The organism is Streptomyces sp. NPDC014861 (assembly GCF_043081625.1).
Classification (GTDB): domain Bacteria; phylum Actinomycetota; class Actinomycetes; order Streptomycetales; family Streptomycetaceae; genus Streptomyces.
In genome coordinates this window covers 338,992-364,168 of sequence record NZ_JBIBWV010000007.1, presented here as the reverse complement: position 1 = coordinate 364,168, position 25,177 = coordinate 338,992, and the positions used below count along the sequence as shown (strand labels likewise).

Annotated in this window: 25 protein-coding genes; 21 read left to right on the top strand and 4 right to left on the bottom strand. The window is 71.4% G+C overall.

Annotated features, from left to right (window positions below; all coding sequences use genetic code 11):
* The first annotated feature begins 57 nt into the window (after window positions 1–57).
* From rpmE to ACF1BN_RS17885, 17 genes are all read left to right on the top strand, one after another.
* The gene (gene rpmE / locus ACF1BN_RS17965) at window positions 58–282 is read left to right on the top strand and encodes a 50S ribosomal protein L31 (protein WP_392332556.1); all 225 of its coding nucleotides are present in this window, start codon (window positions 58–60) and stop codon (window positions 280–282) included.
* Between the two features lie 96 nt (window positions 283–378).
* Entirely contained in the window at window positions 379–1,455 is a 1,077-nt protein-coding gene (prfA, locus tag ACF1BN_RS17960; RefSeq protein WP_376597096.1) for a peptide chain release factor 1, read from the top strand.
* Window positions 1,456–1,551: 96 nt separating this feature from the next.
* Window positions 1,552–2,397 carry a peptide chain release factor N(5)-glutamine methyltransferase gene (prmC, locus tag ACF1BN_RS17955; RefSeq protein ID WP_043219682.1) on the top strand — a complete coding sequence of 282 codons (846 nt, stop codon included), beginning with the start codon at window positions 1,552–1,554 and terminating at the stop codon, window positions 2,395–2,397.
* A 37-nt stretch (window positions 2,398–2,434) separates the two neighbouring features.
* Window positions 2,435–3,082: an L-threonylcarbamoyladenylate synthase gene (locus ACF1BN_RS17950; RefSeq protein WP_392332555.1), complete on the top strand. Its 648-nt coding sequence runs from the start codon at window positions 2,435–2,437 to the stop codon at window positions 3,080–3,082.
* Window positions 3,079–3,723 carry a protein-tyrosine-phosphatase gene (locus ACF1BN_RS17945; RefSeq protein WP_392332554.1) on the top strand — a complete coding sequence of 215 codons (645 nt, stop codon included), beginning with the start codon at window positions 3,079–3,081 and terminating at the stop codon, window positions 3,721–3,723. Before ACF1BN_RS17950 ends, ACF1BN_RS17945 begins: the two co-directional genes overlap by 4 nt.
* A gap of 113 nt (window positions 3,724–3,836) precedes the next feature.
* Window positions 3,837–5,084, top strand: coding sequence for a serine hydroxymethyltransferase (glyA, locus tag ACF1BN_RS17940; RefSeq protein WP_392332553.1), 1,248 nt, complete (start codon window positions 3,837–3,839; stop codon window positions 5,082–5,084).
* A 119-nt stretch (window positions 5,085–5,203) separates the two neighbouring features.
* Window positions 5,204–6,514: an MraY family glycosyltransferase gene (locus tag ACF1BN_RS17935; protein WP_392332552.1), complete on the top strand. Its 1,311-nt coding sequence runs from the start codon at window positions 5,204–5,206 to the stop codon at window positions 6,512–6,514.
* Window positions 6,515–6,799: 285 nt separating this feature from the next.
* Window positions 6,800–7,213, top strand: a complete 414-nt coding sequence (locus ACF1BN_RS17930; RefSeq protein WP_392332551.1) for a hypothetical protein — start codon at window positions 6,800–6,802, stop codon at window positions 7,211–7,213.
* 225 nt (window positions 7,214–7,438) lie between these two features.
* Window positions 7,439–8,248, top strand: a complete 810-nt coding sequence (gene atpB / locus ACF1BN_RS17925) for a F0F1 ATP synthase subunit A (protein WP_376597082.1) — start codon at window positions 7,439–7,441, stop codon at window positions 8,246–8,248.
* A gap of 90 nt (window positions 8,249–8,338) precedes the next feature.
* Window positions 8,339–8,569 (top strand): ATP synthase F0 subunit C, encoded by a 231-nt coding sequence (atpE, locus tag ACF1BN_RS17920; protein WP_006346597.1) that lies wholly within the window; start codon window positions 8,339–8,341, stop codon window positions 8,567–8,569.
* A 45-nt stretch (window positions 8,570–8,614) separates the two neighbouring features.
* On the top strand, window positions 8,615–9,160 hold the full coding sequence (locus ACF1BN_RS17915) for a F0F1 ATP synthase subunit B (protein ID WP_376597081.1): 546 nt from the start codon (window positions 8,615–8,617) through the stop codon (window positions 9,158–9,160).
* Window positions 9,157–9,972 (top strand): F0F1 ATP synthase subunit delta, encoded by an 816-nt coding sequence (locus ACF1BN_RS17910; RefSeq protein ID WP_392332550.1) that lies wholly within the window; start codon window positions 9,157–9,159, stop codon window positions 9,970–9,972. Before ACF1BN_RS17915 ends, ACF1BN_RS17910 begins: the two co-directional genes overlap by 4 nt.
* A gap of 137 nt (window positions 9,973–10,109) precedes the next feature.
* On the top strand, window positions 10,110–11,708 hold the full coding sequence (gene atpA, locus ACF1BN_RS17905; RefSeq protein WP_388871533.1) for a F0F1 ATP synthase subunit alpha: 1,599 nt from the start codon (window positions 10,110–10,112) through the stop codon (window positions 11,706–11,708).
* Window positions 11,709–11,728: 20 nt separating this feature from the next.
* Window positions 11,729–12,646 carry a F0F1 ATP synthase subunit gamma gene (locus ACF1BN_RS17900; RefSeq protein ID WP_392332549.1) on the top strand — a complete coding sequence of 306 codons (918 nt, stop codon included), beginning with the start codon at window positions 11,729–11,731 and terminating at the stop codon, window positions 12,644–12,646.
* Entirely contained in the window at window positions 12,646–14,088 is a 1,443-nt protein-coding gene (gene atpD / locus ACF1BN_RS17895; RefSeq protein WP_392332548.1) for a F0F1 ATP synthase subunit beta, read from the top strand. Before ACF1BN_RS17900 ends, atpD begins: the two co-directional genes overlap by 1 nt.
* Window positions 14,089–14,201: 113 nt before the next feature.
* On the top strand, window positions 14,202–14,576 hold the full coding sequence (locus ACF1BN_RS17890) for a F0F1 ATP synthase subunit epsilon (protein WP_031006240.1): 375 nt from the start codon (window positions 14,202–14,204) through the stop codon (window positions 14,574–14,576).
* 147 nt (window positions 14,577–14,723) lie between these two features.
* A complete protein-coding gene (locus tag ACF1BN_RS17885; RefSeq protein WP_150233122.1) occupies window positions 14,724–15,170 on the top strand; it encodes a DUF2550 domain-containing protein in 447 nt (148 codons plus the stop codon).
* Between the two features lie 69 nt (window positions 15,171–15,239).
* Here ACF1BN_RS17885 and ACF1BN_RS17880 read toward each other — a convergent pair whose 3' ends face one another.
* From ACF1BN_RS17880 to ACF1BN_RS17870, 3 genes are all read right to left on the bottom strand, one after another.
* The gene (locus ACF1BN_RS17880) at window positions 15,240–16,994 is read right to left on the bottom strand and encodes a glycosyl hydrolase family 18 protein (protein WP_392332603.1); all 1,755 of its coding nucleotides are present in this window, start codon (window positions 16,992–16,994) and stop codon (window positions 15,240–15,242) included.
* 206 nt (window positions 16,995–17,200) lie between these two features.
* Window positions 17,201–17,860 (bottom strand): response regulator, encoded by a 660-nt coding sequence (locus ACF1BN_RS17875; RefSeq protein WP_392332547.1) that lies wholly within the window; start codon window positions 17,858–17,860, stop codon window positions 17,201–17,203.
* Window positions 17,857–19,053: a sensor histidine kinase gene (locus tag ACF1BN_RS17870; RefSeq protein ID WP_392332546.1), complete on the bottom strand. Its 1,197-nt coding sequence runs from the start codon at window positions 19,051–19,053 to the stop codon at window positions 17,857–17,859. Before ACF1BN_RS17870 ends, ACF1BN_RS17875 begins: the two co-directional genes overlap by 4 nt.
* A 172-nt stretch (window positions 19,054–19,225) precedes the next feature.
* Here ACF1BN_RS17870 and ACF1BN_RS17865 point away from each other — a divergent pair, with 172 nt between their 5' ends.
* Window positions 19,226–19,918, top strand: a complete 693-nt coding sequence (locus ACF1BN_RS17865; protein WP_392332545.1) for a hypothetical protein — start codon at window positions 19,226–19,228, stop codon at window positions 19,916–19,918.
* On the opposite strand, the gene ACF1BN_RS17860 is transcribed toward ACF1BN_RS17865, so the two are convergent.
* Complete coding sequence (locus tag ACF1BN_RS17860; protein ID WP_392332544.1) at window positions 19,915–20,487, bottom strand: cob(I)yrinic acid a,c-diamide adenosyltransferase; 573 nt, start codon at window positions 20,485–20,487, stop codon at window positions 19,915–19,917. The two genes, ACF1BN_RS17865 and ACF1BN_RS17860, sit on opposite strands and share 4 nt — an antisense overlap.
* A 254-nt stretch (window positions 20,488–20,741) precedes the next feature.
* Between ACF1BN_RS17860 and ACF1BN_RS17855 the strand changes: the two genes are divergently transcribed.
* The 3 genes from ACF1BN_RS17855 to ACF1BN_RS17845 all read left to right on the top strand — a co-directional run bounded on the left by ACF1BN_RS17855 (window position 20,742) and on the right by ACF1BN_RS17845 (window position 25,040).
* On the top strand, window positions 20,742–21,590 hold the full coding sequence (locus ACF1BN_RS17855; protein WP_392332543.1) for a 3-hydroxyacyl-CoA dehydrogenase family protein: 849 nt from the start codon (window positions 20,742–20,744) through the stop codon (window positions 21,588–21,590).
* Window positions 21,591–21,717: 127 nt separating this feature from the next.
* Window positions 21,718–22,041: an STAS domain-containing protein gene (locus ACF1BN_RS17850; protein WP_360318477.1), complete on the top strand. Its 324-nt coding sequence runs from the start codon at window positions 21,718–21,720 to the stop codon at window positions 22,039–22,041.
* 224 nt (window positions 22,042–22,265) lie between these two features.
* Window positions 22,266–25,040, top strand: coding sequence for an ATP-binding protein (locus ACF1BN_RS17845; RefSeq protein WP_392332542.1), 2,775 nt, complete (start codon window positions 22,266–22,268; stop codon window positions 25,038–25,040).
* The last annotated feature ends 137 nt before the right edge of the window (window positions 25,041–25,177 follow it).

The window sequence follows — 25,177 nt, the reverse complement described above, 5'->3', positions numbered from 1 at the left end:
ACGTCCGCCGCAACCCGCGGCGACGACCCGGCGCCCTCCCGGAACTAGGAGACACCCTTGAAGCGCGAGATCCACCCCGAGTACGTCGAGACCCAGGTCAGCTGCACCTGTGGCGCGTCGTTCACCACCCGTAGCACCCTCACCGACGGCACCATCCGTGCCGAGGTCTGCTCCGAGTGCCACCCGTTCTACACGGGCAAGCAGAAGATCCTCGACACGGGTGGCCGCGTCGCCCGCTTCGAGGCCCGCTTCGGCAAGGCCGCCGGCTCCGCCCAGAAGTAGCGAGCCCCCGCGCCGGTCACCGGCCGTCCCTGCGCGGGCGGCCGGGACCGGCGCTTTGGCGTCCCCGTAGCAACTGACGAAACCAGGAGCCCGAAGATGTTCGAGGCGGTCGAGGAACTGGTCGGCGAGCACGCCGACCTCGAGAAGAAGCTCGCCGACCCGTCGGTCCACGCCGACCAGGCCAACGCGCGCAAGCTGAACAAGCGCTACGCCGAGCTGACCCCGATCGTGGGCACGTACCGCTCCTGGAAGCAGACCGGGGACGACATCGAGACCGCGCGCGAGTTCGCGCACGACGACCCCGACTTCGCCGCCGAGGTCAAGGAGCTGGAGAAGCAGCGCGAGGAGCTCACCGAGAAGCTCCGCCTCCTGCTGATCCCGCGCGACCCCAGCGACGACAAGGACGTCATCCTGGAGGTCAAGGCCGGCGCCGGCGGCGACGAGTCCGCCCTCTTCGCCGGGGACCTGCTCCGCATGTACCTCCGCTACGCCGAGCGCGTCGGCTGGAAGACCGAGATCATCGACGCCACCGAGTCCGAGCTCGGCGGCTACAAGGACGTCCAGGTCGCCGTGAAGACCAAGGGCGGCCAGGGCGCCACCGAGCCCGGCCAGGGCGTCTGGGCCCGCCTCAAGTACGAGGGCGGCGTCCACCGCGTGCAGCGCGTGCCCGCCACCGAGTCGCAGGGCCGCATCCACACCTCCGCCGCCGGCGTGCTCGTCACCCCGGAGGCCGAGGAGGTCGACGTCGAGATCCACGCCAACGACCTGCGCATCGACGTCTACCGCTCGTCCGGCCCCGGCGGCCAGTCGGTCAACACCACCGACTCCGCGGTCCGCATCACCCACCTGCCGACCGGCATCGTCGCCTCCTGCCAGAACGAGAAGAGCCAGCTCCAGAACAAGGAGCAGGCCATGCGCATCCTGCGCTCCAGGCTCCTCGCCGCCGCCCAGGAGAAGGCCGAGGCCGAGGCCGCCGACGCCCGCCGCAGCCAGGTCCGCACGGTCGACCGCTCCGAGAAGATCCGCACGTACAACTTCCCGGAGAACCGCCTCTCCGACCACCGCGTCGGCTTCAAGGCGTACAACCTCGACCAGGTCCTCGACGGAGAGCTCGACGCCGTCATCCAGGCCTGCGTCGACGCCGACTCGGCGGCCAAGCTCGCCGCGACCTGAGCCGCCCGTCCGCCGGCCCCGCCGAACCCGGGGCCGGCGCCGCGGCTCCCGCGTAAGGCCCCTCTCCAGCCCCACCCCGCACCACGGAGGACCAGCGTGAACCTGCTGCTTGCCGAGGTGGCCCAGGCCACCCAGCGGCTGGCCGACGCCGGCGTTCCCTCACCGCGTTTCGACGCGGAGGAGCTCGCCGCGTTCGTGCACGGCGTCAAGCGGGGGGAGCTGCACAACGTCAAGGACGCCGACTTCGACGCCCGCTACTGGGAGGCCATCGCCCGCCGCGAGGCGCGCGAACCGCTCCAGCACATCACCGGCCGGGCGTTCTTCCGCTACCTGGAGCTCCAGGTCGGCCCCGGCGTCTTCGTGCCCCGCCCGGAGACCGAGTCCGTGGTCGGCTGGGCCATAGACGCCGTCCGCGCGATGGACGTCGTCGAGCCGCTGATCGTCGACCTCTGCACCGGCTCCGGCGCCATCGCCCTCGCGATGGCCCAGGAGGTGCCCCGCTCGCGCGTCCACGCCGTCGAGCTCTCCGACGACGCGCTCGTCTGGACCCGGAAGAACGCCGAGGGCTCCCGCGTCACCGTCCACCAGGGCGACGCGCTCACCGCGCTCCCGGAGCTGAACGGCCAGGTCGACCTGGTCATCTCCAACCCGCCGTACATCCCCCTCACCGAGTGGGAGTACGTCGCGCCCGAGGCCCGCGACCACGACCCCGAGATGGCGCTCTTCTCCGGCGAGGACGGCCTCGACACCATCCGCGGCATCGAGCGCACCGCGCACCGCCTGCTGCGCCCCGGCGGCCTCGTCGTCATCGAGCACGCCGACACCCAGGGCGGCCAGGTGCCGTGGATCTTCAACGAGGAGGCCGGCTGGTCGGACGCCGCCGACCACCCCGACCTCAACAACCGGCCGCGCTTCGCGACCGCCCGCAAGGCGATGCCATGAGCCGGCACCGCACCACCACCGAGGAGGAGCGCGACTGATGGCACGCCGCTACGACTGCAACGAGTCGACCGACCGTGCGACCGGCCTGCGCGAAGCCGCGTCGGCCGTCCGCCGCGGCGAGCTCGTCGTGCTCCCCACCGACACCGTGTACGGGCTCGGCGCGGACGCCTTCTCCGGCGAGGCCGTCGCCGACCTGCTCGCCGCCAAGGGCCGCGGCCGCACCATGCCCACGCCCGTCCTCATCGGCTCCCCGAACACCCTGCACGGCCTCGTCACCGACTTCTCCGAGCACGCCTGGGAGCTCGTCGACGCCTTCTGGCCCGGCCCGCTCACGCTCGTCGCCCGCCACCAGCCGTCCCTCATGTGGGACCTCGGCGACACCCGCGGCACCGTCGCCATCCGCATGCCGCTGCACCCGGTCGCCATCGAGCTGCTCACCGAGGTCGGCCCGATGGCCGTCACCTCGGCCAACACCATCGGGCTCCCCGCGCCGGAGGACTGCGACGCCGCGCAGCAGATGCTCGGCGACGCCGTCTCCGTCTACCTCGACGGCGGTACGACGCCCGGCATCGTCCCCTCCTCCATCGTCGACGTCACGGGCAAGGTCCCGGTGCTGCTGCGCGAGGGCGCGCTGTCACCGGAGGAGCTCCGCAAGGTCGTACCCGACCTCGAGGTGGCCAGTTGACCGCCCCTGAGGGGCGTGGCATAGCGGGGTACGAGCACGTCGGCTCCTTCCGCATCCTCCACGTCAGCACCGGCAACGTCTGCCGCTCGCCCATCACCGAGCGGCTGACCCGCCACGCCCTGGGCGAGCGGCTCGGCGACGGGCTCGGCCGGGGCCTCATCGTGGAGAGCGCCGGCACCTGGGGCCACGAGGGCGCCCCCATGGAGACCAACGCGGAGCTGGTCCTCGCCGACTTCGGCGCCGACCACAGCGGCTTCGTCGGGCGCGAGCTCCTCGACGAGCACGTCATCCGCGCCGACCTCGTCCTCACCGCGACCCGCGACCATCGCGCGCAGGTCATCTCGATGGGCCACTCGGCCGGCCTGCGCACCTTCACCCTGAAGGAGTTCACCCGGCTGGTCCGCGCCATCGACCCCGCCACCCTCCCGGACCCGAGCGACGGCGTGGTCGAACGCGCGCGCTCCCTGGTCCGCGCCGCCGCCGCTCTACGCGGGTGGCTCCTGGCCCCCTCCGCCGAGGCCGACGAGGTCAACGACCCCTACGGCGCCCCCATCACGGTCTTCCGCTCCATCGGCGACGAGATCCAGGAGGCCCTGGACCCGGTCGTCACCGCCCTGACGGGCGTCCCGACGCGGCGCTGAGACCGCCCGGGGACGCGCCCGCACGGCGCCGAGGCGGCCGCGGGCGTCCCGGGGGCGCCCCGGGGTGGGCGGGCCTACATTGGGGCTACGTCCCTCCAGGCACGGAGTCAGCCATGTCGGTCAGCGCGCCCCCAGAAGAGGTTCTCGACGTCCTGCGGCGGCAGGATCCGGAGATCGCCGACGTGCTGCTCGGGGAGGCGCGGCGGCAGGGCGAGACGCTCCAGCTGATCGCGGCGGAGAACTTCACCTCGCCCGCGGTGCTCGCCACGCTCGGCTCGCGGCTCGCCAACAAGTACGCCGAGGGGTACCCGGGCGCCCGGCACCACGGCGGCTGCGAGTACGCCGACGCGGCCGAGCGGATCGCCGTGGAACGGGCCACCGCGCTCTTCGGGGCCGATCACGCGAACCTCCAGCCGCACTCGGGCTCCTCGGCCGTCCTGGCGGCGTACGCGGCCCTTCTCAGGCCCGGTGACACGGTCCTCGCCATGGGCCTGAACCACGGCGGGCACCTCACGCACGGCTCGCCCGCGAACTTCTCCGGCCGCTGGTTCGACTTCGTCCCGTACGGCGTCGACGCCGAGACCGGGCTCATCGACCACGAACAGCTCGCCGCCCTCGCCCGCCACCACCGGCCCAAGGCGATCGTCTGCGGCTCGATCTCCTACCCCCGCCATCCCGACTACGCGCTCTTCCGGGCCGTCGCGGACGAGGTCGGCGCCTATCTGATCGCCGACGCCGCCCACCCCATCGGACTCGTCGCCGGGGGAGCGGCGCCCAACCCGGTCCCGTACGCCGACGTCGTCTGCGCCACCACCCACAAGGTGCTGCGCGGGCCGCGGGGCGGGATGGTGCTGTGCACGGCGGAGCTGGCCGAGCGGGTGGACCGGGCGGTCTTCCCGTTCACCCAGGGCGGCGCCCAGATGCACACCATCGCGGCGAAGGCGGTGGCCCTGGGGGAGGCGTCCACCCCGGCCTTCGCCGGGTACGCCCATCGGGTGGTCGAGCACGCGCGCGTGCTGGCCGCCGCGCTCTCCGCCGAGGGCTTCGCGCTGACCACCGGCGGCACCGACACCCACCTCATCACCGCCGACCCCGCCCCGCTCGGCGTCGACGGACGCACCGCGCGGTCCCGGCTCGCCGCCGCCGGGATGGTCCTCGACACCTGCGCCCTCCCGTACGGGGACGGGCGCGGCATCCGGCTCGGCACCGCCGCGGTCACCACCCAGGGGATGGGCGCCGCGGAGATGGCGCGGATCGCCGCCCTGTTCACCGTGGCACTCCGGGACGAACCGGGGGAGACGGCTCGGGTACGGGCCGAGGTACGAGAGCTGACCAGGAGTTTTCCCCCGTATGGACGGTGAGCGGGAGACGGCCGGGAGGCGGCCGCAACCGTTCGGGCCCCCCTGGTGTCTCCAACCACATGGACGGCACGGCTAGGGTGTGGGGCTGAGATGGCCAGCGATTCCTGTGGGGACAGCCCGTGCGTGATTACCTGCTGACGCTCTGTGTCACGGCCGCGGTGACCTATCTGCTGACCGGTCCGGTGCGGAAGTTCGCCATCGCGACCGGCGCGATGCCGGAGATCCGCGCGCGCGACGTACACCGAGAACCGACTCCGCGGCTCGGTGGCATCGCCATGTTCTTCGGGCTGTGCGCGGGCCTGCTCGTCGCCGACCACCTGCAGAACCTGAACAGCGTCTTCGAGCAGTCGAACGAGCCGCGCGCGCTGCTCTCCGGCGCCGCGCTGATCTGGCTGATCGGCGTCCTGGACGACAAGTTCGAGCTGGACGCGCTGATCAAGCTGGGCGCGCAGATGATCTCGGCCGGCGTGATGGTGGCGCAGGGTCTGACGATCCTGTGGCTGCCGATCCCCGGCGTCGGTACGGTCGCGCTGACCCAGTGGCAGGGCACGCTGCTGACGGTGGCCCTGGTCGTCCTCACCATCAACGCGGTGAACTTCGTCGACGGCCTCGACGGTCTCGCCGCCGGCATGGTCTGCATCGCCACCGGGGCCTTCTTCCTGTACGCGTACCGGCTCTGGTACGGCTACACGATCGAGGCCGCGGCCCCCGCGACCCTCTTCGCCGCGATCCTGATGGGCATGTGCCTGGGCTTCCTGCCGCACAACATGCACCCGGCGCGGATCTTCATGGGCGACTCCGGCTCCATGCTCATCGGCCTGATCCTGGCCGCGTCCGCCATCTCCATCACCGGCCAGGTGGACCCCGACACCCTGAAGATCTTCGAGGGTTCGACCCGGGAGGCGACCCACGCGGCCCTGCCGGTCTTCATCCCGCTGATCCTGCCGCTGACCATCATCGCGATCCCGATGACGGACCTGGTCCTGGCGATCGTGCGGCGCACCTGGAAGGGCCAGTCGCCCTTCGCCGCCGACCGCGGCCACCTGCACCACCGGCTCCTGGAGATCGGCCACTCGCACAGCCGGGCCGTGCTGATCATGTACTTCTGGTCGGCGCTGATCGCCTTCGGCGCGCTCGCGTACTCGGTCCACTCGACGTCGATGTGGATCGTGCTGGTCATCACGGTGCTGAGCGCCATCGGTCTGGTGCTGCTCCTGCTGCCGCGCTTCTCGCCGCGGGCGCCCCGCTGGGCGGAGGCCGTCGTCCCGCCGCGGTACCGGCGGCGCAAGCCGCTCCCGGAGCCGGAGCCGGAGCACACGGCGGTCGAGGAGGAGGAGCGGGTGCCGGTGCCGGCCGGGCTGCACGGCTCGACGGCCATCGGTCACCGCTCGCGCTTCTCCGACCGGAGGAAGGCCGGAACGCGCGGTTGACGGTCCGGCCGGCGACGCCGGTCGAATGCCTCAACAGGGGCCAATACCAGACAGACCACCTCGCTGTCGCGCACAACCGCGCACTGTCACCCTCATGTGTGACAGTTGGCACACCCCATGTGTAAAGAACTACTCAAATAGTTTGTGATACCGTTCACGAGACCCGGCGACAGTGCCGAAAGACCGTAGTGCGACGGTCTGTTGGCCCCGAGACCCACCTCGGACCGGGCCTACGCTCGTCCCTGACGACACCATCGCCCCCTCCATCACAGCGGAGACACCGCCATGCCTTCCAGCGACGCACGCCTCCTTCTCTCGGCCGTCGTACCCACTGCCGCTGTCGGCGTCATCGCCACGGTGATCAGCGGAATCGTCGCCGGCGGGAAGGGCGCTATCGGCGCCGTCCTCGGCACTCTGGTCGTGCTCCTCTTCATGGGCATCGGGATGTTGGTGCTGCAGCGGACGGCCAAGAAGCTTCCGCAGCTGTTCCAGGCCATGGGGCTCTTGCTCTACACGACCCAGCTGCTGGTTCTCTTCGTCTTCCTGGCCTTGTTGAAGAGCACCACGGTGTTCGACTTCAAGGCCTTCGCCTTCACGCTGCTCGCGGCGACCGTGGTGTGGGTCGCGGCCCAGGCCCGTGCCTACATGAAGGCCAAGATCGCGTACGTCGAGCCCGAGAAAACGGGTCCGAAGTCGTGAAGGGTAGGGCCGGGATAAAGACGCGTTCGGCTTCCTGCTATCGTCCGGTGCCAACTGCGGCATTGCGGGCGCGGGCATCCGAAGCGGCGCCTGTCCCAGCGCGAGGCTCGATGCCGACCCGCCGCCCCCTTATCCGTAAGACCAGTCCAGTGCCGACCCGCGGCTGCGCGCCGCGCCGACACAACGAGGTTGCCGTACCTATGCGCCACGCTGAAGGAGCCCGCGGTGAGTGCTGACCAGACGCTTGCCTTCGACCCGGATTGCCACATCTTCACCGGATGCGGCTTCCCGGCGCCGGGCCTGCACACGTTCATCTACGAGCCCGTCGCGACGTGGGGCAGCTTCGAGCTGACCAAGCCCATGCTGCTCGCGGTGCTCAGCTCCGTGGTGGTGGTCGGTTTCTTCTGGGCGGCCTTCCGCAAGCCGAAGCTGGTCCCCGGCAAGATGCAGATGATCGGCGAAGCCGGTTACGACTTCGTGCGCCGCGGCATCGTCTACGAGATCATCGGCAAGAAGGACGGCGAGAAGTACGTCCCCTTCATGGTGTCGATGTTCTTCCTCGTCTGGATGATGAACCTCTGGTCGATCATCCCGCTGGCACAGTTCCCGGTCACCTCGCTGATCGCCTTCCCGGCGGCCCTCGCGCTGATCGTCTACGTGCTCTGGGTCTCGCTGACCTTCAAGAAGCACGGCTTCGTCGGCGGCTGGAAGAACATCGTCGGGTGGGACAAGTCCCTCGGCCCGATCCTCCCGCTGGTCGTCGTCCTCGAGTTCTTCTCGAACCTGATCATCCGGCCCTTCACGCACGCGGTCCGACTGTTCGCGAACATGTTCGCCGGTCACCTGCTGATCGTGATGTTCTCGCTGGCTTCCTGGTACCTGCTCAACGGCATCGGGATCGTGTACGCCGGCACGTCCTTCGTGATGGTCCTCGTGATGACCGCCTTCGAGCTCTTCATCCAGGCCGTCCAGGCGTACGTCTTCGTCCTCCTGGCCTGCAGCTACATCCAGGGCGCGCTCTCCGAGCACCACTGAGCCCCCTGCCACGGACCAGCTCCACCACCCATCCCGCAGTCTCCGGTGGCCAACCCCCACCGGGTCCTTGAAAGAGAAGGAAGAACCGGCATGTCCGCTCTCCAGACCCTTGCTGCTGTCGAAGGCAACGTCGCCGCCATCGGTTACGGCCTCGCCGCGATCGGCCCCGGCGTCGGCGTCGGCATCATCTTCGGTAACGGCACCCAGGCCCTCGCCCGCCAGCCCGAGGCGGCCGGCCTGATCCGCACCAACCAGATCATGGGTTTCGCCTTCTGTGAGGCGCTCGCCCTCATCGGCATCGTCATGGGCTTCGTCTACTAAGCCTGCTTTCCCGACGACAGCCACATTTTCACGGAAGGCACTGATGTGAACGCTCTGCTTCTTGCGGCCGAGGGGGAGCCCCAGCCCCCCCTCCTCCCGCATCTTGACGAGCTCGTCATCGGCCTGATCGCCTTCGTCATCGTCTTCGGCTTCCTCGCCAAGAAGCTCCTCCCGAACATCAACAAGGTTCTGGTCGAGCGCCGCGAGGCCATCGAGGGTGGCATCGAGAAGGCCGAGTCGGCCCAGATCGAGGCTCAGAGTGTGCTGGAGCAGTACAAGGCACAGCTTGCCGAGGCCCGCCACGAGGCCGCGCGTCTCCGCCAGGAGGCGACGGAGCAGGGCACCGCGATCATCCAGGAGATGAAGGCGGAGGGCCAGCGCCAGCGCGAGGAGATCATCGCCGCCGGTCACTCGCAGATCGAGGCCGACCGCAAGTCCGCGACCGCCTCGCTGCGCCAGGACGTCGGCAAGCTCGCCACCGACCTGGCCGGCAAGCTGGTCGGCGAGTCCCTCGAGGACACCGCCCGCCAGAGCCGCACGATCGACCGCTTCCTCGACGAGCTCGAGGAGAAGGCGGAGGCCGTCCGATGAACGGAGCGAGCCGTGAGGCACTGGCCGCCGCCCGCGAGTCCCTCGACGCGCTGACCGACAACACCTCGGTCGACGCGACGAAGCTGGCGGACGAGCTGGCCGCAGTAACCGCCCTGCTCGACCGCGAGGTGTCGCTGCGCCGGGTCCTGACCGACCCCGCGCAGGCGGGTGAGGCCAAGGCCGAGCTCGCGCAGCGACTCCTGAACGGTCAGGTGGGCGGGGAGACCGCGGATCTGGTCTCCGGGATGGTCCGGTCCCGCTGGTCGCGCTCGCGCGACCTGGTCGACTCGGCCGAGGAACTGGCGAACACCGCCGACCTCACCGCGGCCCAGAAGGCGGGCGCCCTCGACGGCGTCGAGGACGAGCTGTTCCGCTTCGGCCGGATCGTGTCCTCCAGCACCGAGCTCCGCTCGGCGCTGACGGACAAGACCGCCACGGCCACCGCGAAGGGCGAGCTGCTCCGCAGCCTGCTCGGCGGCAAGGCCCACGCCACCACCGAGCGTCTGGTCGTCCGTCTGGTGACCCAGCCCCGGGGACGTAGCCTGGAAGCGGGACTCGAGTCCCTGTCCAAGCTCGCCGCGGCGCGCCGGGACCGGATGGTCGCCGTCGTCACCTCGGCGGTGCCGCTGTCCGACCAGCAGAAGCAGCGCCTCGGTGGCGTCCTCGCGAAGCTGTACGGCCGCGAGATGCACCTGAACCTGGACGTGGACCCGTCGGTCCTCGGCGGGATCTCGGTGCGGGTCGGTGACGAGGTCATCGACGGCACGGTCTCCGAGCGCCTCGGCGAGGCGAAGCGGCGGCTGGCCGGCTGACGGCACCCGCCGCCGGCAACACAACACGCATCACAGCGGCCCGGTTGGGCCGTGCAGAGATTGCAGAAGATTCCTGGGGGTCGGCCCCCAGACCCCTTAAGAAACTTCGGGCCCAACAAGGAGAGCAGGGAACCCAGATGGCGGAGCTCACGATCCGGCCGGAGGAGATCCGGGACGCGCTGGAGACCTTCGTCCAGTCGTACCAGCCGGACGCGGCCTCGCGCGAGGAGGTCGGCACGGTCAGCCTGGCCGGTGACGGCATCGCGAAGGTCGAGGGTCTTCCCTCGGCCATGGCGAACGAGCTGCTGAAGTTCGAGGACGGCACCCTCGGTCTCGCGCTGAACCTCGAAGAGCGCGAGATCGGTGCGATCGTTCTCGGTGAGTTCAGCGGCATCGAGGAGGGGCAGTCGGTGCAGCGCACCGGCGAGGTCCTCTCCGTCGGCGTCGGTGAGGGATACCTGGGTCGCGTCGTCGACCCGCTCGGCAACCCGATCGACGGTCTCGGCGAGATCGCGCACGAGGGCCGCCGCGCCCTCGAGCTGCAGGCCCCGGGCGTCATGGCCCGTAAGTCGGTCCACGAGCCGATGGAGACCGGCTACAAGGCCGTCGACGCCATGACCCCGGTCGGCCGTGGTCAGCGTCAGCTGATCATCGGCGACCGCCAGACGGGCAAGACCGCCCTGGCCGTCGACACGATCATCAACCAGCGCGACAACTGGCGCTCGGGCGACGTGAACAAGCAGGTCCGCTGCATCTACGTCGCCGTCGGCCAGAAGGGCTCCACCATCGCGTCCGTGCGCGGCGCCCTGGAGGAGGCCGGTGCGCTCGAGTACACGACGATCGTCGCGGCCCCGGCGTCCGACCCGGCCGGCTTCAAGTACCTCGCCCCGTACACCGGCTCGGCCATCGGTCAGCACTGGATGTACCAGGGCAAGCACGTCCTGATCGTCTTCGACGACCTGTCGAAGCAGGCCGACGCCTACCGCGCCGTGTCGCTGCTGCTGCGCCGTCCGCCGGGCCGCGAGGCCTACCCGGGCGACGTCTTCTACCTGCACTCCCGTCTGCTCGAGCGCTGCGCCAAGCTCTCGGACGACCTGGGTGCCGGCTCGATGACCGGTCTGCCGATCGTCGAGACGAAGGCCAACGACGTCTCGGCGTTCATCCCGACCAACGTCATCTCCATCACCGACGGCCAGTGCTTCCTGGAGTCCGACCTGTTCAACGCCGGCCAGCGCCCGGCCCTGAACGTCGGTATCTCGGTCTCCCGTGTCGGTGGCTCCGCCCAGCACCCGGCCATGAAGCAGATCGCCGGTCGCCTCCGCGTGGACCTCGCCCAGTTCCGTGAGCTGGAGGCGTTCGCCGCCTTCGGTTCCGACCTGGACGCGGCCTCGAAGGCGCAGCTGGAGCGCGGTCAGCGGATGGTCGAGCTGCTCAAGCAGGCTCAGTACCAGCCGATGCCGACCGAGAACCAGGTCGTCTCCGTCTGGGCCGGCACCACCGGCAAGATGGACGACGTCCCGGTCGCCGACATCCGTCGCTTCGAGGCCGAGCTCCTGGCGTACCTCCGCCAGAACCACTCCGGTCTCATGACCTCCATCCGCGAGGGCAAGAAGATGTCGGACGACACCCTGACGGCCGTCGCCGACGCCATCGCGGAGTTCAAGAAGCAGTTCGAGACCTCTGACGGCAAGCTGCTCGGCGAGGACGCCCCTGCCGCCGTCAACGTCTCGAAGTGACGACGGAAGGGACCTGACTCATGGGAGCGCAGCTCCGGGTCTACAAGCGTCGCATCAAATCCGTCACCGCGACGAAGAAGATCACCAAGGCGATGGAGATGATCGCCGCCTCGCGCGTGGTCAAGGCTCAGCGCAAGGTGCAGGCGTCGACCCCGTACGCCACCGAGCTCACCCGCGCGGTGACCGCGGTGGCCACGGGTGCCAGTGACAAGCACGCGCTGACCACCGAGGCCGAGAACCCGACCCGTGCCGCGGTTCTGCTCCTGTCGAGCGACCGCGGTCTGGCCGGCGCCTTCAACTCCAACGCCATCAAGGCGGCGGAGCAGCTCATCAAGCGGCTGGAGGGTGCGGGTCGCGAGGTCGACGTCTACGTCGTCGGCCGTCGTGGCATCGCGCACTTCAACTTCCGTGAGCGCAAGCTGGCCGACACGTGGGCCGGTTTCACGGACGAGCCGTCGTACGCGGACGCCAAGAAGATCGGCGCGCCGCTGATCGAGGCGATCGAGAAGGCCACGGCGGAGGGTGGTGTGGACGAGCTCCACATCGTCTACACCGAGTTCGTCTCGATGATGACGCAGACGGCGGTCGAGGCCCGGCTGCTGCCCCTCAGCCTCGACGAGGTGGCGAAGGAGGCCGGCGAGTCGGACACGCTCCGTCCGCTGTACGACTTCGAGCCGTCGGCGGAGGACGTCCTGGACGCCCTTCTGCCGCGCTACGTCGAGAGCCGCATCTACAACGCGCTGCTCCAGTCGTCGGCGTCGAAGCACGCCGCGACGCGGCGCGCGATGAAGTCGGCGACCGACAACGCGGGAGACTTGATCAACAACCTCTCCCGACTTGCCAACGCGGCCCGCCAGGCCGAAATCACCCAGGAAATCAGCGAGATCGTCGGTGGCACCGCAGCCCTGGCCGACGCGACCGCGGGGAGTGACAAGTAATGACGACCACTGTTGAGACGGCCGCCGCCACGGGCCGCGTCGCCCGGGTCATCGGCCCGGTCGTCGACGTGGAGTTCCCCGTCGACGCGATGCCGGAGATCTACAACGCCCTTCACGTCGAGGTCGCCGACCCGGCCGAGGAGGGCGCGCTGAAGACGCTGACCCTCGAGGTCGCGCAGCACCTGGGTGACGGCGTCGTCCGCACCATCTCGATGCAGCCCACCGACGGTCTGGTCCGCCAGGCCCCCGTGGTCGACACCGGCGACGGCATCACGGTGCCCGTCGGCGACGTCACCAAGGGCCGCGTGTTCAACACGCTGGGTCAGATCCTGAACGAGCCCGAGGCGGAGTCGGAGGTCAGCGAGCGCTGGTCCATCCACCGCAAGGCCCCGGCGTTCGCGGACCTCGAGTCGAAGACCGAGATGTTCGAGACCGGCCTGAAGGTCGTCGACCTTCTCACCCCGTACGTCAAGGGTGGAAAGATCGGTCTGTTCGGTGGTGCCGGTGTCGGCAAGACCGTTCTGATCCAGGAAATGATCATGCGTGTGGCCAAGCTGCACGAGGGCGTTTCCGTCTTCGCCGGCGTCGGCGAGCGCACCCGTGAGGGCAACGACCTCATCGCGGAAATGGAAGAGTCCGGCGTTCTGGACAAGACCGCCCTGGTCTTCGGCCAGATGGACGAGCCCCCGGGCACCCGTCTCCGCGTCGCGCTCGCCGGTCTGACCATGGCGGAGTACTTCCGCGATGTGCAGAAGCAGGACGTGCTGTTCTTCATCGACAACATCTTCCGCTTCACCCAGGCCGGTTCCGAGGTGTCGACCCTGCTCGGCCGTATGCCCTCCGCGGTGGGTTACCAGCCGAACCTGGCCGACGAGATGGGTCTCCTCCAGGAGCGCATCACCTCGACCCGTGGTCACTCGATCACCTCGATGCAGGCGATCTACGTCCCCGCCGACGACCTCACCGACCCGGCGCCGGCGACCACCTTCGCCCACCTCGACGCGACGACGGTTCTCTCCCGTCCGATCTCCGAGAAGGGCATCTACCCGGCCGTGGACCCGCTGGACTCCACGTCCCGGATCCTGGACCCGCGCTACATCGCGCAGGACCACTACGACGCCGCCATGCGCGTCAAGGGCATCCTGCAGAAGTACAAGGACCTCCAGGACATCATCGCGATCCTCGGTATCGACGAGCTCAGCGAGGAGGACAAGCTCGTCGTGCACCGTGCGCGTCGTGTCGAGCGCTTCCTGTCGCAGAACACCCACGCCGCCAAGCAGTTCACCGGTGTGGACGGTTCGGACGTCCCGCTCGACGAGTCGATCGCCGCGTTCAACGCGATCTGCGACGGTGAGTTCGACCACTTCCCGGAGCAGGCCTTCTTCATGTGTGGTGGTCTTGAGGACCTCAAGAAGAACGCCAAGGAGCTCGGCGTCTCCTGAGCCCCGTGCTCGCCCGGAGGGGGCGGGAGCCGTTCCCGCCCCCTCCACCACGCCCCTTAGAATTGATCCCAACACCCGGCAGCACCGCCGGGTGGTGACCCGAGGAGCCACCCTTGGCTGCTGAGCTGCACGTCGAGCTGGTCGCCGCGGACCGGAGTGTCTGGTCCGGCGAGGCCACCCTGGTCATCGCGCGTACCACCTCCGGCGACATCGGCGTCATGCCCGGTCACCAGCCGCTGCTCGGTGTGCTGGAGTCGGGCCCGGTGACCATCCGTACGAGCGAGGGCGCCACCGTCGTGGCCGCCGTCCACGGCGGTTTCATCTCCTTCGCGGACGACAAGCTGTCGCTCCTCGCGGAGATCGCCGAGCTGGCGGACGAGATCGACGCCCAGCGCGCCGAGCGCGCGCTGGAGCGTGCCAAGTCGGACGAGGACGCCGCCGCCGAGCGGCGCGCCGAGGTCCGGCTGCGCGCGGTAGCGGTCCGCTAGCGGACCCGCGACCGAAGAGTAGTGCCCTCAGCCGCGGCACGGCTGGAATGTTCCAGACCGTGCCGCGGCTGAGGCGATGCAGATGCAGGTTGTATTCGGTTCGGCCGGCGGCGCCGGTCACGGGACGCAGCGAGGAGGTCGGTGAAGATGTTCCTCGCTCTGCTCGTGTGCGGCCTGGTCGTCGCACTGGTGGTGATCGGGCTCTTCGTCTTCGGCTTGCGCCGCAGGCTGATCCAGCGCGCCGGTGGCACCTTCGACTGCTCGCTGCGCTGGGACGTCCCGGAGGAGCCGGACCTGTCCGGCAAGGGCTGGGTGTACGGCGTGGCCCGGTACAGCGGTGACGAGATCGCCTGGTTCCGGGTCTTCTCGTACGCGCCCCGGCCGCGCCGCTTCCTGGAGCGCTCGGCGATCGTGGCCCTGGAGCGCCGGATGCCGGAGGGCGAGGAGGAGCTGGCGCTCCTGTCCGACTCGGTGATCCAGCCCTGCATGTACAACGGCGTCCGTCTCGAACTCGCGATGAGCGAGGACGCCCGGACCGGTTTCATGGCCTGGCTGGAGGCGGCACCGCCCGGGCAACGGGTGAATGTGGCGTAGGGCTTCCCGCACGTACGAGAGCGGGGGACGGTGTGCTGCACCGTCCCCCGCTCCGTCGTTCCCGGGGTGCTAGCTCAGGCCGCCGTTGATGGCGTTGACGAGCTCGCCGTTCGTGGTGTCACCGCTGAACTCCCAGAAGAACGCTCCGCCGAGGCCCTGGTTCTTGGCCCAGCCCATCTTGGAGTTGACGGTGGCGGGGGTGTCGTAGCTCCACCAGTTGGTGCCGCAGTGGGCGTAGGCCGTGCCGGCGATGGTGCCGTTGGCCGGGCAGGAGTTCTTGAGGACCTTGTAGTCCTCGATGCCCTGCTCGTACGTGCCGGTGGCGGGTCCGGTCGCCGTGCCGCCGGGGGCGGACTGGGTGACGCCGGTCCAGCCGCGTCCGTAGAAGCCGATGCCGAGCAGCAGCTTCTTGGCCGGGACGCCCTGTGCCTTGAACTTGGCGATCGCCTCGGCGGAGTTGAAGCCCGCCTGCGGGATGCCGGGGTACGCGTTCAGCGGGGAGTGCGGGGCCGTCGGGCCCTTCGCCGCCCAGGCGCCGAAGAAGTCGTACGTCATCACGTTGAGCCAGTCGTAGTACGGCGCGGCGCCCGCGTAGTCGGCGGCGTCGATCTTGCCGCCGGTGGAGGCGTCGGCCGTGACGGCCGCGGTGACCAGGTTGTTGGCGCCGAACTTGGCGCGCATGGCCTGCATCATGTTCTTGAAGGACGCGGGGCCGCTGGTGTCACAGGTGAGACCGCAGGCGTTGGGGTACTCCCAGTCCAGGTCGATGCCGTCGAAGACGTCGGCCCAGCGCGGGTCCTCGACCAGGTCGTAGCAGGACTGCGCGAACGCGGCGGGGTTCTGGACGGCCTGGCCGAAGCCGCCGGACCAGGTCCAGCCGCCGAAGGACCACAGGATCTTGATGTTCGGGTAGGCCTTCTTCAGCTTGCGCAGCTGGTTGAAGTTGCCGCGCAGCGGCTGGTCCCAGGTGTCGGCGACGCCGTCGACGGACTGGTCGGCGGTGTACGCCTTGTCGTAGTCGGCGTAGGAGTCGCCTATGGTGCACTTGCCGCCCTGGACGTTGCCGAAGGCGTAGTTGATGTGGGTGATCTTGGACGCGGAGCCCGAGGTCACGATGTTCTTCACGTGGTAGTTGCGCCCGTAGACGCCCCAGTTGGTGAAGTAGCCCAGCTTGATGGCGTTCGGCGGCGGCGGGGTGTCGCCGCCGGTGGTGCGCGCCTGGACGGTCGCGGCGGGGCCGGTCTGGTCGATGGTGTCGCGGGCGACGACCGAGTAGGTGTAGTCGGTGCCGGCGGTCAGGCCCTGGTCCGTGTAGGTGAGGCCCGTGGTGGTGGTGACCTTGGTGCCGTTGCGCAGCACGTCGTAGTTCTTGACGCCCTTGTCGTCGGTGGCCGCGCCCCAGCCGAGCTTCACCGAGGTGTTGGTGATGTCAGAGGCGGTCGGGGTGCCGGGGGCCGAGGGCGGGTTGTCGCCCGGCTGGGTGGATCCGTCGCAGGAGGCGCCGTTGATCTTACAGCCGGTGGGGGCGCCGGATCCGGCGCCGTTGTAGCCGAAGGAGACGGAGGCGCCGGGGGCCAGGGTGCCGTTCCAGCCGACGTTCTTGGCGGTCCAGTGGTCGCCGCTGTTGGTGACGGTGGCGTCCCACGCGGAGGTGACCCGGGTGCCGGAGGGGTAGTCCCACTCCAGGTTCCACGAACTGATCGTGGTGGTGCCGGTGTTCTTGATGGTCCAGCTGGCGCCGAACCCGCTGCCCCAGTCCTGGGTCTTGGTGTAGGTCGCCGTGGCGGAGGTCGCCGCCTGAGCGGGGGTGGCGAGACCGACCATGGCGGCGAGCGGGAGGGTCAGGGCGGTCAGGGCTGCTGCGGCCCGTGCCCTGAAACCTCTTCGGCGCGTCGGTGCTTGAGTGCTCAACGGTGCTCCTCAAGTTGCGGACGTTCTGGGTGGGGGTGGTCCGAGAGAGTTGCGCGCGCCCCGCGAGCGTAGAAAGGTCTGGACCAACCGTCAAGAGGTCCAGACCAACGAAGGTGCTTCTAGCGGAGCCCCAACTCCTGTGCCAGCACGGCCGCTTGGACCCGACTGCGCAGCCCGAGCTTTCCCAGCACCTTGCTGACGTGCGTCTTCACCGTCGTCTCCGCCATGTCCAAGCGCACCGCGACCTCCGCGTTCGACAGACCCGCCCCCAACGCCGCCAGCACCTCCCGCTCCCTCGGCGTCAGCGCCTCCAGACACGACGCGTCCCGCCCCGGCGCCGGCCGGGGAGCGGCGGCGCCCGCCGTCGCGAACTCCGCGATCAGCCGCCGGGTCACCGCCGGCGCGATGAGCCCCTCGCCGCGCGCCACCGTCCGCACCGCCTCGATCAGCTCCCGCGCGTCCGCGTTCTTCAGCAGGAAGCCCGACGCCCCCGCGCGCAGCGCCCCGAAGACGTACTCGTCCAGATCGAAGGTGGTCAGCACCAGCACGTCCGCGAGCCCCTCCGCCACCACCAGACGGGTCGCCGTCACCCCGTCCATCCGGGGCATCTGCACGTCCATCAGCACCAGGTCCGGCCGCAGTTCACGGGCCAGCTCCACCGCCCGCTCCCCGTCCTCTGCCTCCCCGACCACCTCGATGTCCGGCGCACTGCCCAGGATCAGCACCAGCCCGGCCCGTACCGCGCCCTGGTCCTCGGCCACCACCACCCGCACCGTCATGCCCGCTCCTCCTCGCTCGCTCGTACGGGCAGCACCGCCCGTACCCGCCACACCTTCGTGCCCCCGTCCACGGCCTCGGGACCGGCCTCCAGGGAGCCGTCCAGCAGCGCCACCCGCTCGCGCATGCCCACCAGACCCGCGCCGGAGCCCGGCGCGCGCGGACCGGGCCGCTGCCCGTAGGGGCTCGTCACCGACACCCGCAGTGCCCCGTCCTCGTGCGCCAGCGCCACCCGCACCTCGCCGGGCGCCGCGTGCTTGAGCGCGTTCGTGAGCGACTCCTGGACGATCCGGTACGCGGCCAGCTCCACCGGAGCCGGCAGACCGGGCCCCTCCCGCCGGGCGTCGTCCAGCGCGAAGCGCAGCCCGCTCGCCGTGCCGTTCGTCCGCGCCTGCTCCACCAGGGCGTCGAGCCCCGCGAGCGTCGCCGTCGCGGCCGGCTCGGTCTCCGCGCCGCTCTCCCGCAGCAGCCCGATCAGCCGCCGCATCTCCGCGAGCCCCGCCACGCTGTTCTCCCGGATCACGGTGAGCGCCTGCCGGGTGGTGCCGGGATCGTCGAGGGAGAGCGCCGCCGTCGAGTGGATCGCGATGGCGGAGAGGTGGTTGGCCACCATGTCGTGCAGCTCCCGCGCCATCCGCGCCCGCTCCGCCACCACCGCCTGGGCCCGGTCGATCTCGGCGAGCAGCGCGATCTGCTCGGCGCGCAGCCGGGCGGACTCGGCCGCCTCGCGGTGGTTGCGCACGATCGAGCCGGTGACGGCGGGCAGGAAGGCGACGATGCCGGTGATCACACCGACGAGCAGCGCGAACGCGTTCTGCCACCAGACCAGGAAGGCGACCGTGGTGCCCACGGTGACCAGCGCGGTCGTGTAGGGGATCCGGCGGGCCTGGCCCGGGGTGCCGTAGACGACCGCCGCGTAGACGATGTCGGTGAACATCAGCACGGTCGCCAGGTTCCCGTTGGTGAACTGGTCGGCCACGATCGCCAGCGTCCCGACGGCCAGCGCGGTCTGCGGAGCCACCCGGCGCAGCGCCTCCGCGCCGGCCATCACGGCCAGCGGGACGAGCGCCGCCCAGCGCTCGTCGAACAGCCGCCCGCCCGTGGTGTAGAGCCCGAACGACCACAGGAGCACCCCGGTGGCCAGCCCGGCGAGGGCGATGAGGAGATCGACGCGGTGCGGGCGGGGGAGGGTCACGTCCCCATCCAACACGTCCGGCCGCCCCGGGTCCTCTACGCCTGGGCCGATCCGCGCCGGTCCGTGCCTCCGTCGAAGGATGTAGTCCCGTTTCGTCACCGCCGACGACGATTCCGGTCCGCCCGCACGCGAGGCTGGAAGCACCCGAAGGGGGAAGGAAAGGGGAAGCGCCGTGATCGTCACGCTGATCGTCGTCTGCGAGGTGGGGTTCTGGGTCCTGCTGGCCGCCGGACTCGCCGCCCGCTACCTGCTGCGGATGCCCAAGCTGGGCCTGGGACTGCTGCTCTGCGAGCCGCTCCTGGAGGTCCTGCTCCTGGTCGTCACCGCGATGGACCTCAAGAACGGCGCGGAGCCCAGCTGGCGGCACGGCCTCGCCGCCGTGTACATCGGCTACACGGTCGGCCACGGCCACCGGACCGTGAAGTGGCTCGACGGCCACGCCGCCCACCGCTTCGGCGGCGCCCCGCCGCCGCGGAAGCCGCCCCGTCACGGCAAGGGCCGCGCGCTGCACGAGGGCGCGGTCTGGCTCGGCTCCGTCGTCGCGGGCGCCGTCGCCTCCGTGCTGCTCCTCGCCGCCATCTGGTACGTCGGCGACGCCGGCGACACGTCGGGGCTCAGGGGCTGGATGAACGGCGTCTGGAAGGCCGTCGGCATCCACGGCCTGATCGCCCTCAGCTACGCGGTCTTCCCCAGCAAGGGCCCCGAGCCGGCCTCCGGCGAATCCTCGGCGCTCCCCTCCGGCGACTCCTCGGCGGTCCCCGCCCGGGACCCGGAGCACGCCCCCGACCGCCTGGCCGGCCGTCCGCGCGAGGATGCCGCGTCCTCCGGGGGCGACCCCCGGACCCCCGGCGGTGGGCGGCCCTAGCGGTCCCCGCCCGGGACCCAGAGGACGTCCCCGACCGCCTTGTTGGCCGTCCGCGCGAGGATGAAGAGCAGGTCCGACAGGCGGTTGAGGTACGTGGCGGTGAGCGGGTTCATCGTCTCGCCGTGGACCTCCAGGGCCGCCCAGGTCGACCGCTCGGCCCGCCGGACCACCGTGCACGCCTGGTGCAGCAGCGCGGCACCGGGCGTGCCGCCGGGCAGGATGAAGGAGCGGAGCTTCTCCAGCTCCTCCAGGAAGCGGTCGCAGTCCGCCTCCAGCTTGTCGACGTAGCTCTGCTCCACCCGCAGCGGCGGGTACTCCGGGTTCTCCACCACCGGGGTGGCGAGGTCGGCGCCCACGTCGAAGAGGTCGTTCTGGACGCGGGTGAGGACCGTGGCGACCTCCTCCGCCAGCTGCCCGAGCGCGAGCGCGGTGCCGATGACGGCATTGGCCTCGTTGGCGTCCGCGTAGGCCGCGATCCGGAGGTCGGTCTTGGCGGTGCGGCTCATGTCGCCCAGGGCCGTCGTGCCCTGGTCGCCGGTGCGGGTGTAGATGCGCGTCAGATTGACCATGGGGCCAGCCTAGTGAGACTCCACCCCTCCGGGCCCCCGTGTGCCGACCGTCACGGCACGGACGTGGCCCCGGACACCACCCAGGGGTATGCGTCCGGCCGGACCGGGGCTCAGTCGGGGCCCTGGGGAGTGTCGCGAGTGTGACGTCCGTCAAAGAGAGCGTGACGCGCGTTACTTCACGGTCACACGACGCCCCGCGCCCGCTAATCTCCGCCGGAGAGCCAGAAGTGAACAGGTGTTAAGGGGTGGAATTCGTGGCCGGAAAGCTCGCCGTCATCGGGGCCGGACTCATGGGAGCCGGCATCGCGCAGGTCTCGGCCCAGGCCGGCTGGGAGGTCGTCCTGCGGGACGTCACCGACGCGGCCCTGACCCGCGGCACCGACGGCATCGAGGCGTCGTACGAGAAGTTCGTCGCCAAGGGCAAGCTCTCGGCCGCCGACGCGGAGGCCGCCCTCGGCCGCATCACCGCCACCACCGACCTCGAAGCCGTCGCCGACGCCGACCTCGTCGTCGAGGCCGTCTTCGAGAAGATCGAGGTCAAGCACGAGATCTTCCGCTCCCTCGACAAGATCGCCAAGGACGGCGCCGTCCTCGCCTCCAACACCTCCGCCCTCCCGATCACCAAGATCGCCGCGGTGACGGAGCGCCCCGAGGCCGTCGTCGGCGTCCACTTCTTCTCGCCGGTCCCGATGATGCAGCTGGTCGAACTCGTCCGCGGCCACAAGACGAGCGACGCCACCCTCGCCGCCGCCCGCTCCTTCGCCGAGTCCGTCGGCAAGACCTGCATCGTCGTCAACCGTGACGTCGCCGGCTTCGTCACCACCCGCCTCATCTCCGCCCTCGTCGTCGAGGCCGCCAAGCTGTACGAGTCGGGCGTCGCCACCGCCGAGGACATCGACCTCGCCTGCAAGCTCGGCTTCGGCCACGCCATGGGCCCCCTCGCCACCGCCGACCTCACCGGCGTCGACATCCTCGTCAACGCCACCGGCAACATCTACGCCGAGACCCAGGACGAGAAGTTCGCCCCGCCGGAGCTGATGCGCCGGATGGTGGACGCGGGTGACATCGGCCGCAAGAGCGGGCAGGGCTTCTATACGTACTGAACTCCGCCCGCCACGCAGGATCACTCCATGGAGTGAATTCAGGTATCGGTTCGACGACAAGGCGCAACGTATCTGCCGAGGCAGCAGTCAGTTGTTGCGAAGACGGAGCATTTCCCGGGGAGCGACTATGCACATCAGGGGCGACCACGCCGAGCTGGTCGTCGGGGGCCGCCTCGACGTCCGCAGCGCGGCGGACGCCCGTACGGTCCTGCACACGGCCGTCGACGACGGAGTCGGCGACCTGGTGCTCGACCTGACCGGACTCGACTCCTGGGACGCCACCGGACTCGGCGTGATCATGGGCGCGCACCGACGGGCCGGCCGCTGCGGCCGCCGGCTCGTCCTGCGCGGGGTGCCGCCACAGATGCAGCGGCTCCTCGTCGCCACCCGCCTGCACCGCATCCTCGCCATCGAGGGCGGCCTCGCGCTGGAGTCCCTGCCCCGCGTCTGACCGGCCGGTGCGCGCGGCCCCCGGGGAGAGCGGGCCGCCGCGGAGTGTGAAGCCCCTGTGCGAACCAGGCGTCACGCTCAATCCTCACAAGACCGTGACGTCTTGGTCTCCACGGCACCCCGCCTGTTCCCGGAGGTCCCGCGACCGTCTAGGGTTCGGTCGCCCGCACCCGACGACGGACCCACCCGGCGGGCTCCGCACCACCGCTCTTGGGGGCTTTGACCATGGACCCGATACACCGGGGGCCGGACGAGTCCGGTCACGACACCGCGGCCGAGGGCGCCCGCCCCGCACAGCCCACCGCCCTGCCCGAGCGCGTCGCCCCGGCACCCGCCCGCGCCCGCGTCACCCGCATCGTCTCCGGCGAGCTGCTGCTCACCGTCAACCCCGTCGACGGCAGCGAGATCGAGGCCTGCCCGCCCGGCGAGGAACCCCCGGCCGTCCGCCGCCGCACTCCGGAGGAGCGCGCCGAGGCCGCCCGCGCCGCCGCCGTGCCCGTCCCGCCCGGACCCGCCGCCCCCGAGCTTCCCCTCCTGGAGCGCGAGGAGCAGCGCGCCCGGCTCACCGAGACCCTGACCCGGGGCCGCTGCGTCCGCCTCACCGGCCCGGACGGCTCCGGCCGCACCGCCCTCCTCGACGCCGTCGCCGCCGACTGCGTCACCCTCGCCCCCGACGGCGTCGTCCGCCTCTCCGGCCACCACCGCACCACCGGCGAACTCCTCCACGAGCTCCGCGCCACCGTCCTGCACGTCCCCCACCACCGGCCCGACCGCGACGGACTGCGCGCCGACCTCGCCGGCATCGGCGCCGTCGTCGTCGTGGACGACCTGGAGTTCGGCGGCGCCGCCCTCGACGAACTCCTCGCCGCCGCCCCCGAGTGCGCCTTCCTCCTCGCCGCCGCCCCCGGAGTCCCCGCCCCCTCCGCCGAGGCCCCGATCGAGGAGATCACCCTCCCCGGCCTCGGCCGGGCCGCCTCCCTCCACCTCCTGGAGGCCGCCGTCGGCCGCCGCCTCACCGAGGAGGAGGCCAACTGGGCCGGCGACCTCTGGTTCGAGTCCGAGGGCCTGCCGCTCCGCTTCGTCCAGGCCGGCGCCCTGCTCAGGCAGCGCGACCGGCTCCGCGTCACCCCCGCCGAGTTCGACGCCTTCGGCGCCCTGGAGGAGGCCTTCGGCCCGTCCGGCACGGCACAGGGGACGGGCCCCTCGGACGCCGTACCCGACCTCGACCCGTACGAGAACCCCGACGTCGAGCTCCACGAGGTGCCGCTCCCCAGCCTCGGTGAGGGCGCCGCCCCCGCCGCGCTGCTCGCCTCCCGGCTCAGCCGCTCCGCCCAGACCACCCTCCGCTTCGCCGTCGCCCTCGGCGGCGAACTCCCGCACCACGCCCACCTCCCCGCGCTCGTCGGTGACACCCACGCCGACGCGGCCCTCGGCGAACTGCGCGCCTGCGGACTGCTCAGCCCCGTCGGTGCCCGGCACCGGCTCGCCGGCGGCGTCCTCACCCAGCTCCTCGCGCACGGCTACGGCCACGACGCCACCGACCGCGTCCACACCGCGGCCCAGCACTACGCCTGGTGGGCCGGACACCCCTCGGTCGGGCCCGAGCGGGCCGCCGCCGAGTCCGATGCCCTGCTCGCCGCCCTCGGCGCCCTCGTCGGCGGCGACCACGGCTCCACGACCGGCACCCCGGCGGACGGTTCCCCCGCTGGAGCCGCTGGAGTCGCTGGAGCCGCTGGGGCGGCCGGAGCCGTCGGAGCGGCCGGCGGCGAGCCCGCGGCCGACCCCCGCGCCACCGCTGTCGCCCTCGCCCGGGCCGCCGCCCCCGCCTTCGCCGCGGGGCTGCACTGGGGCGCCTGGGAACGCGCCCTGCGCTCCGGCCAGGAGGCCGCCCGGCTCGCCGGCGACGTCGCGGAGGAGGCGTACTTCCACCACGAACTCGGCGTCCTCGCCGTCTGCGGGGGCAAGCTCGGCCGCGCCCGCGCCGAACTTGAGGCCTCCATCGGCCTGCGCGGCGTCCTCGCCGACAAGCGCGGCACCGTCGCCGGGCGCCGGGCCCTCGCCCTCGTCGCCGACCTCGGCCGCGAGCAGGAGCCCCCGCAGGCCGCGCCGCCGTCCCGCACCGATTCCCCGCCGCGCGGCCTGCCGGTGGCCCGCCCCGCCGCCCCGGTCGCCACCGAGGCGGCGACCGAGCTGCTGCCGCCGGTCCCCGCCGCCGCGCCGCCCGCCTTCCCGGCCTTCCCGGACTTCCCGGACCACCCCGACTTCGCCGAGCAGGGCCCCACGGTCGTCTCCCGCCAGGCCGCCGCCCCGGCGGACCGGCCGCGCCGGAGCCTCAAGGCGGGCATCCTCGACGGCACCCGCCGGAACCTCGCGGCCGTCGGAGCCGGCGCCCTGCTCGTCGCCGTCCTCGGCACCGTCGTCACCCTCGGCGCCACCTCCGGGACCGACGACACGCCCACCTCCGGCACCGTCACCACCGACAGCACCGCCGACCAGGGCGGCACCGACGAGGTACCGGGCACCGACGACGGCGCCCCGGACGACGCCGAGCCCGCCGGCCCGACCGCGACCGGCACGCCCACCGCCTCCGGCTCGCCCGGCCCCACCACGTCGCCCGGCACGACGACGCCGCCGACCGGCACGGACCCGACGGCGACCGGCGCCCCGTCCACCACGGACTCCGGCGCGCCGGACCCGACGCCCACCACGAGCGCCCCGGGCGCGACGGACGACCCGACGACGCCGACGGACCGGCCCACGAGTCCCCGGCCGACCACGACCCGGCCCTCGACGGGGACGACGCCCACCCCGCCGGTCTCGACCACCCCGCCGTCGATGTCGCAGTCGCCCCCGACGCCGCCGACGACCACCCCGGCGACGAGCGCCCCGCCGACGACGGAGACGCCGAGCGCGGAGCCCAGCAGCGAGTCCCCCGGCGCCGAGGCCTCCACCACCCTCGACGGCGCCCCCACCGCCTCCGACACCGCCACGGTGAGCTGAGACCGCGGGAACACGGTGAACTGAGACCGCGGGAACACGGCCGGCCAGAGCGGGGACACGCTCGGCCGAGACCGCGGGAACACCGTCGGCCGAGATCATGAAAAAGGGGACGGCCCCGGGCGCTCGTCGCGCCCGGG